The sequence below is a fragment of the Actinospica acidithermotolerans genome, from assembly GCF_018139625.1.
Taxonomy (GTDB): domain Bacteria; phylum Actinomycetota; class Actinomycetes; order Streptomycetales; family Catenulisporaceae; genus Actinospica; species Actinospica acidithermotolerans.
The window spans coordinates 1-5,683 of record NZ_JAGSOH010000213.1 but is presented as its reverse complement, the minus strand read 5'-3'; the positions used below and the strand labels follow the sequence as shown (position 1 = coordinate 5,683).

At 67.4% G+C, this 5,683-nt stretch carries 9 protein-coding genes; 8 read left to right on the top strand and 1 reads right to left on the bottom strand.

From position 1 onward, the window contains the following. Both KDK95_RS33770 and KDK95_RS33765 read left to right on the top strand, forming a co-directional pair. The coding region (locus KDK95_RS33770) for a hypothetical protein (protein WP_212522435.1) at positions 1 to 233 on the top strand (233 nt) is incomplete at its 5' end. Between the two features lie 37 nt (positions 234 to 270). Then, complete coding sequence (locus tag KDK95_RS33765) at positions 271 to 930, top strand: hypothetical protein (RefSeq protein ID WP_212522434.1); 660 nt, start codon at positions 271 to 273, stop codon at positions 928 to 930. Between the two features lie 207 nt (positions 931 to 1,137). On the opposite strand, the gene KDK95_RS33760 is transcribed toward KDK95_RS33765, so the two are convergent. Next, positions 1,138 to 1,866 carry a GntR family transcriptional regulator gene (locus tag KDK95_RS33760; protein ID WP_212522433.1) on the bottom strand — a complete coding sequence of 243 codons (729 nt, stop codon included), beginning with the start codon at positions 1,864 to 1,866 and terminating at the stop codon, positions 1,138 to 1,140. Between the two features lie 277 nt (positions 1,867 to 2,143). Here KDK95_RS33760 and KDK95_RS33755 point away from each other — a divergent pair, with 277 nt between their 5' ends. The 6 genes from KDK95_RS33755 to KDK95_RS33730 are packed head-to-tail and all read left to right on the top strand — an operon-like array spanning position 2,144 to position 5,584. Beyond that, positions 2,144 to 3,016 carry a sensor domain-containing protein gene (locus KDK95_RS33755; protein WP_212522432.1) on the top strand — a complete coding sequence of 291 codons (873 nt, stop codon included), beginning with the start codon at positions 2,144 to 2,146 and terminating at the stop codon, positions 3,014 to 3,016. Between the two features lie 2 nt (positions 3,017 to 3,018). Further along, entirely contained in the window at positions 3,019 to 3,420 is a 402-nt protein-coding gene (locus tag KDK95_RS33750) for an SCO3933 family regulatory protein (RefSeq protein WP_443612929.1), read from the top strand. Then, the gene (locus KDK95_RS33745; protein ID WP_212522430.1) at positions 3,417 to 3,728 is read left to right on the top strand and encodes a hypothetical protein; all 312 of its coding nucleotides are present in this window, start codon (positions 3,417 to 3,419) and stop codon (positions 3,726 to 3,728) included. Before KDK95_RS33750 ends, KDK95_RS33745 begins: the two co-directional genes overlap by 4 nt. Next, on the top strand, positions 3,725 to 4,015 hold the full coding sequence (locus tag KDK95_RS33740; RefSeq protein WP_212522429.1) for a hypothetical protein: 291 nt from the start codon (positions 3,725 to 3,727) through the stop codon (positions 4,013 to 4,015). The genes KDK95_RS33745 and KDK95_RS33740 overlap by 4 nt, the downstream gene beginning before the upstream one ends. Further along, the gene (locus tag KDK95_RS33735; protein WP_212522428.1) at positions 4,015 to 4,221 is read left to right on the top strand and encodes a hypothetical protein; all 207 of its coding nucleotides are present in this window, start codon (positions 4,015 to 4,017) and stop codon (positions 4,219 to 4,221) included. The genes KDK95_RS33740 and KDK95_RS33735 overlap by 1 nt, the downstream gene beginning before the upstream one ends. Positions 4,222 to 4,270: 49 nt before the next feature. After that, entirely contained in the window at positions 4,271 to 5,584 is a 1,314-nt protein-coding gene (locus tag KDK95_RS33730; protein ID WP_212522427.1) for an FtsK/SpoIIIE domain-containing protein, read from the top strand. The last annotated feature ends 99 nt before the right edge of the window (positions 5,585 to 5,683 follow it).

The window sequence follows — 5,683 nt, the reverse complement described above, 5'->3', positions numbered from 1 at the left end:
GGTGCTGGCGGGTGGGTGTGGTGGTCCAGTGGATGAAGTCGCGCCGGTCGCCGTGGATTGCGCAGATTGCCAGCGTGCAGCCGGGCTCGGTCGGCCGGGATCTTCGGTGCTTCAACTACCTGGGCGACGGGTCGATCATGCTTTTGCGGCTGGTGGAGGTGGAGGGGATTCCGGTGCTGCGGCCGGTGGCGCCGAAGCTGCCGGATAGGACAGGCGCAAACGGGCCGGGGTGAGCGTATTCGGCGGTTGCCGGGTGCTCGCGGGCTGACCATGTACACTGAAACCCACAGCGGCATCGAGATCACCTATATATGGGGGCAGATGTTGTTTACAGGCGAAATAGTGTCATACATCGCCAATGCTGCGGCAGCAGGGATCATCGGGAACCGGGTGGACGCAGCACTTGCTTCGTCTCTTGAACCGGTCGGCAGGCTGCACAAATGGCTTCGCCAACGGCGCATGGAACCCGCCCGCCTGGAAGCGTCTCCGGCGGGTAGCTCGTGGGTCCAAGCTCTGACCGTCCCGGAACAGGTTGAACTTAAAGACTTGCTGGCCTCCGCAATTTACAGCGTCCATAACCAAAACGTTATAGCCAGCAACAGGAACTACAGCAGCGGTAGCGGCGTGGCAGTCGGGAACATGTACGGCGGCTCCGTGACGCAGAACAATTATGGCACCAACTCTGCTTCTTCCAATTGGGAGTACGCTACTGTCGATTATTGCCAGGAGGGAAACTTTGATCCCCCTCCGCATCTGAAATGGGTAGCGTATATATCCTTCCCTGGCAGGCCAAATTTGGATGTTCGCGATAACGTTCAAATCGCACACTTGCTAAGCGAACTTGGGCGAGACGGCTGGGAGCTTGTCGATCAGAACCCGTCAACAGGAATAAACGGCACCGTGTATACCCTGAAACGGCCCCGACGCTAGACGGTAGGTCGGTGCTGGAGCCGTCAGCGGTGCCAGGGGGCCGGGCGGGTGCCCGCGCGCTTGCGCGCGAACGGCGCGCCAGCGCCGCAGCGCAAGCGCGAGGGCGCGCGGGTGCGCGCCCGGCGGCGCGGCGCGCGAAGCGCGCCGCGCCTTGATGAGGTAAAGCAACGTTAGGCCGCAGGCTCACCGGTCGCCGGGGGCGGCGGGCTAGCTCAGGGGTGTGCGGGTGGTGATGTGTCGGGTGCCGGGGCCGGTGCTGATCTCGGTTTCGGTCATGAGTAGCTGGCCTTGGGCGCCCCGGGTGTAGCGGGTGATCTCCATGAGTGGTGCGCGTGTGGGGAGGGCGAGTTCTAGGGCCTGGTCGGGGTCGGCGGCGACGGCTTGGAATCCGTATTCCTCGGTGAGCGGGCCGTGGTGCCGGGTGAACAGGTCGATGAGTTCGGCGCGGGTCATCTCGAACGGCTTGGGGCTGGGTTCGATGTTGAAGAACGCTGATGCGGGCATGGCGCGTGCGGTCAGGACTTTCTGTCCGGTGTCCTCGCGGGTGGCGGGGCGCTCGGTGATCAGCATCATCATGCGGTCGGGGACGGCGAAGCGGGCTGCGGTCTCGCGGTCGGCGTAGTCGCGGCGCATGAGCGGGTCTTTCGTCGGGATCAGGGTGTCCCACGGGTCGCCGCTGGTGCGGGGAAGATCCCGCACGGTTTGGGCCGGAAACGATCCGACGCCTCGGACGGTCAGGATCAGGCCTTCGCCGCGCAGTTGGCTGATGGCGGCGCGTACGACGTTGCGTGATACGCCGTAGCGGTTCATCAGCTCGTGTTCGCTGGGGATGGGCTGTCCGACCGGGAACGATCCGTCGTTCAGGGCTGCGCGCAGACGGGAAGTGATCTGCTCGGTGAGGGTGCTTCGCACGATGGGGCCGTCGGAGTCGGCCATGGTGCACGCTCCTCGCTTTCACGTAGGGGCTCGGGCTCGCGTGCTGGCTCGCATGCGTGGAGGGCGCGGGCAACGCCCGTGGGGCTCGGGACGCAACATATGAAGGCGCATTGGCTAAGCCCTCTAGGCAACCTATACCAAAGCTTGTCCCTTCGTGGAATAGGCCTTGCGCCTGCGCGCCGCTTGTACCTAAGCTTGTCCCTCGTTGGGACAACCGATCGGCGGTTGTCCGGCGCGATACCAAAGTGACTGGTTGTAGCTGTACATCACCAAGACTGTGAAGTTCTCGGCGGGCGCGGTTTCGGCCGTCCTGCTCGCCTTTTCGCTCGCGGGCTGCGGTTCGTCGAGTGGCAAGAGCACCGGCGGCGCGGGCGGTTCCGGGTCGTCGAACGGGGTCGTGGTCCAGGCCGGGTCCGGTGCCCGGCTGTCGGGCACGTATGACGCGCTGGCGATGTGGGGGTGGGTTCCGAACGGGCTCTACCCCTCGGACATCGCGGAGTCGTCGAACGGCGAGTACGACACGAGCGACAAGATCGCGGTGAACAAGTCGCATGATCTGTCGTCGATGACGTGCGCTCAGGTCATCAACTACGCGGGTGGTCCGGGCTACGGGGAAGAGGCGTTCCTCGTGGACACCGGGCAGAACTCGGCCGGTACGCAGCTGTACTCCTACACGGTGTGGGAGTTCCCGACGGCGGCTGAGGCGTCGGAGTTCGTGAAGGCGGAGGCTGCGCGGTTCGCTTCGTGCGGGTCGTTCTCGGCGAACGAGTCGGGTACGACGGTTCAGGAGTCGACCAGCGTCGGCGCGAGCGCGAACGCGCAGGTTGCGGCGGCGAACACGGCGGTGGACCTGCGTCTGACGGCGAGTGCGGCGGGGAGGACGAACGCGGGCGACCTGGTGTTGGCCGCTGACGGCAACATCGTGGTCGGTGCATCGTCGTCCAGCCTCGGCAGTGCGCAGATTCCGACCGAGGTCGCGAACGATGCGATGGCCGAGGAGATCCTTCAGGCGTTCACCACGCAAGAGGCGGTTGCGGTTCAGGCCTCGGCGGGTGAGGCGTCGGCGGCCGCGTCGGGCGCGGCCACCTCTCCGGGCGCGCAGATCCGGCTCTACTCCACGGATGCGGTCCGATTCGGGGGTGCGTCGTGACGATGCGTGTGATCCCGGTGGACTGGGGCCGGTTGTGCAACGTGCTGTGCACGGCGGCGCCAGAGGTCCGGTCCGACTTCACCACGGGTGAGGTCCGTACCGACCGGGAGTCGGGCAAGCCGCTGTACCTGGTCGGGGTGCTGGTGAAGGTCGAGGGTGACCGGCGCGCGGCGGTGCTCGATGTCGAGGTCGCGGGCGAGCCCGTCGGCCTGGTGGAGGGTGAGCCGGTGGTGCTCGATCGGCTGGAGGCTCGGCCGTGGGAGCGCGAGGGTCGTTCCGGGGTCACCTACCGGGCGGAATCGATCACGCCGGCCCGGGCGACCACGCCCCCGGCGACGGCAACGGCAACGGCCGCCGACTCCGCCGGTCCGGGCCGCTCGTCCGGTAAGGGCGGTGCCTCGTGAGTTTCGAGGACATCGAGAATGAGATGCGCCGCATCGGCGCGTACATCGCGAGCCTCGCCCGTCTGGAGAAGGACCGCCAGACCCGCGACGACGTGTATCCGTTCACCTGGCTGCTCGGGGTGGCGACGGTCGCGGAATACGTCCGCGCCTCCGCCCTGGACGCTGTCGAAGACTGGGGCGAGCTCGCCTCGGAGTGGGACGGCGACACGCCGGGCGTTCAGATCGTGGAGCAGGTCAAGCGGGCCGTGTTCGGCGCGCTCGGCTTGCACTACCTGGACGGCGCGTCCGATACGGGCGGTGGCTCGTGAGTGCGGAGCTGGCGCAACTGCTCGAAGCGGTCGAGGTCGTGCACAGCGACCTGTCAAAGGTCGTGTTCCTGGTCGAGGGCGGACAGGTGCCGCTGTACGAGATGGGGACCGTTCTGGACACGGTTGCTCGGCTCGCGGACCAGGTTGCGGCGCGGGCTCGTGCGGCGCGGGCGGAGACGGCCCGGGTGTGTGGTGAGGCTGCGCCCGGCCCAGTAGCTGCCGAGGCCGGCCGAAAGTATCTCAACACGCTGCTTACGTCTCAGCTTCTCGCGGGCGGTGACGCGTGATGGACCTGAACGACGATGCCCGCGCGGTGCTGCGGGAGGTCGCGGACAAGGCGGCTGTGCTTAAGACGCTGGCGGATGAGTTGGCGGAGATCGCCTCCGAGGACGCGGCGCTGCGCAAGTACTGGGAGGTCATCAACCCGCTGTTTGAGATGCGGGACCTGTTGACCGCGCTGTATGTGCGCCTGGTCTACGGAGAGGCAGGGTAGCGGCATGCATTGGACGACGAGTCCTGGAACGTATTTCCTGGGCGCGGTCGTGCTGTGGCTCGCGGCGGGCGCGGTGCTTCGGCACCGCTCCCCCGTGGGGTACTGGTACGTCGTCGGCTACTCGCTCACCTGGTTCCGGATCACTCGCACGTGGCGGGCGCTGTGCATCGAGCGGGGCCTGTCGGTCTCCCGTCGTGCCTCTCAGGCGATGGTCGGTGATCTGATCGTGCGGGGGCAGGAGGTGCGCCCGGTGGTGCCCCGGCTGTGGATCGGGCGCCCGACGCGCAACGGGCTGCGGGTGCGGGTGCGGCTGATGCCGGGTCAGACTCCGGAGCAGTACGCGCAGTGTGCTGAGGCGCTGATGCACGCGTGGCGGGTGTACTCGGTGCGGATCACCTCGCCTGTGCGCGGCCTGATCCACATTGAGGCGATGCTCTCGGACCCTCTGGCGGGGGTGGTGGTGCGCGACCCTGACGCGCTCGGCGCGGGTGCCACCGCCCCGGCTGGTCCGCCGGTGATGGTGCTGGTGGTCGGGGTCACCGAGAAAGCCACGTCGTGGCTGATGAATTTCCGGCTCACGCCGCATTGGCTGATCGTCGGGGCGACGCGTTCGGGCAAGTCCACGCTGATTCACGCGATCGTGACCAGGTTCGCCCCGCAAGGGGTCGCGCTGGTGGCGATCGACCTGAAGGGCGGGCTTGAGCTGAACGTCTACCGGCCGCGCCTGTCCGGGATGGCGACCACGCGGGCAGAGGCCGTGGAGCTGCTGGAGGCGCTGTGCGATGTGAAGGATGAGCGCACGCACCTGTGCAACGTGGCCGGGGTGCGCTCGGTGTGGGAGCTGGAAGACCCGCCCCCGCCGATCGTTCTGGTGATCGATGAGGTGGCCGAGTTGTTCCTTGTCACCAATTCCCGTGATCGGGATGAGGTGGCGTTGCGGGATAGGTCGGTGGCGCTGCTGGTCAAGCTCGCGCAACTGGGTGCGGCGCTGGACATCCACGTGATCGCGGGTGGCCAGCGGTTCGGCAGTGACCTGGGGTCGGGCGCGACGCTGCTGCGGTCTCAGCTCGCGGGCCGGGTGTGCCTGCACGTGGCGGACGGGGCGACGGCGGAGATGACCCTCGGGGACATCTGGCCTGAGGCGGTCGTGGCGGCGCAGATGATCCGGCCGGATGAGCAGGGTATCGCGGTGATCGCCGATAGCGAGGGTTCGTCGTGGGTGCGGGCGCGGGCGATGTTCACGAGCGTGGATGAGGCGGCGGACGCGGCGCGGACCTACTCGCGACTGACCCCGACGCTTCCGGGGATCAGGCGGCCGGAGTTCGGCGGGGCCGTGGAGGACTCGGGAGGGGGTGAGGGCTGATGGGTGCTCACCTGCTGGGGATTCCGGCGGTGCTGCTGTTCGGGGTGCTCGGGTACTTCATCGAGCGGTCGCGGCGGGTCTCGGCGCTCGATGCGTGGG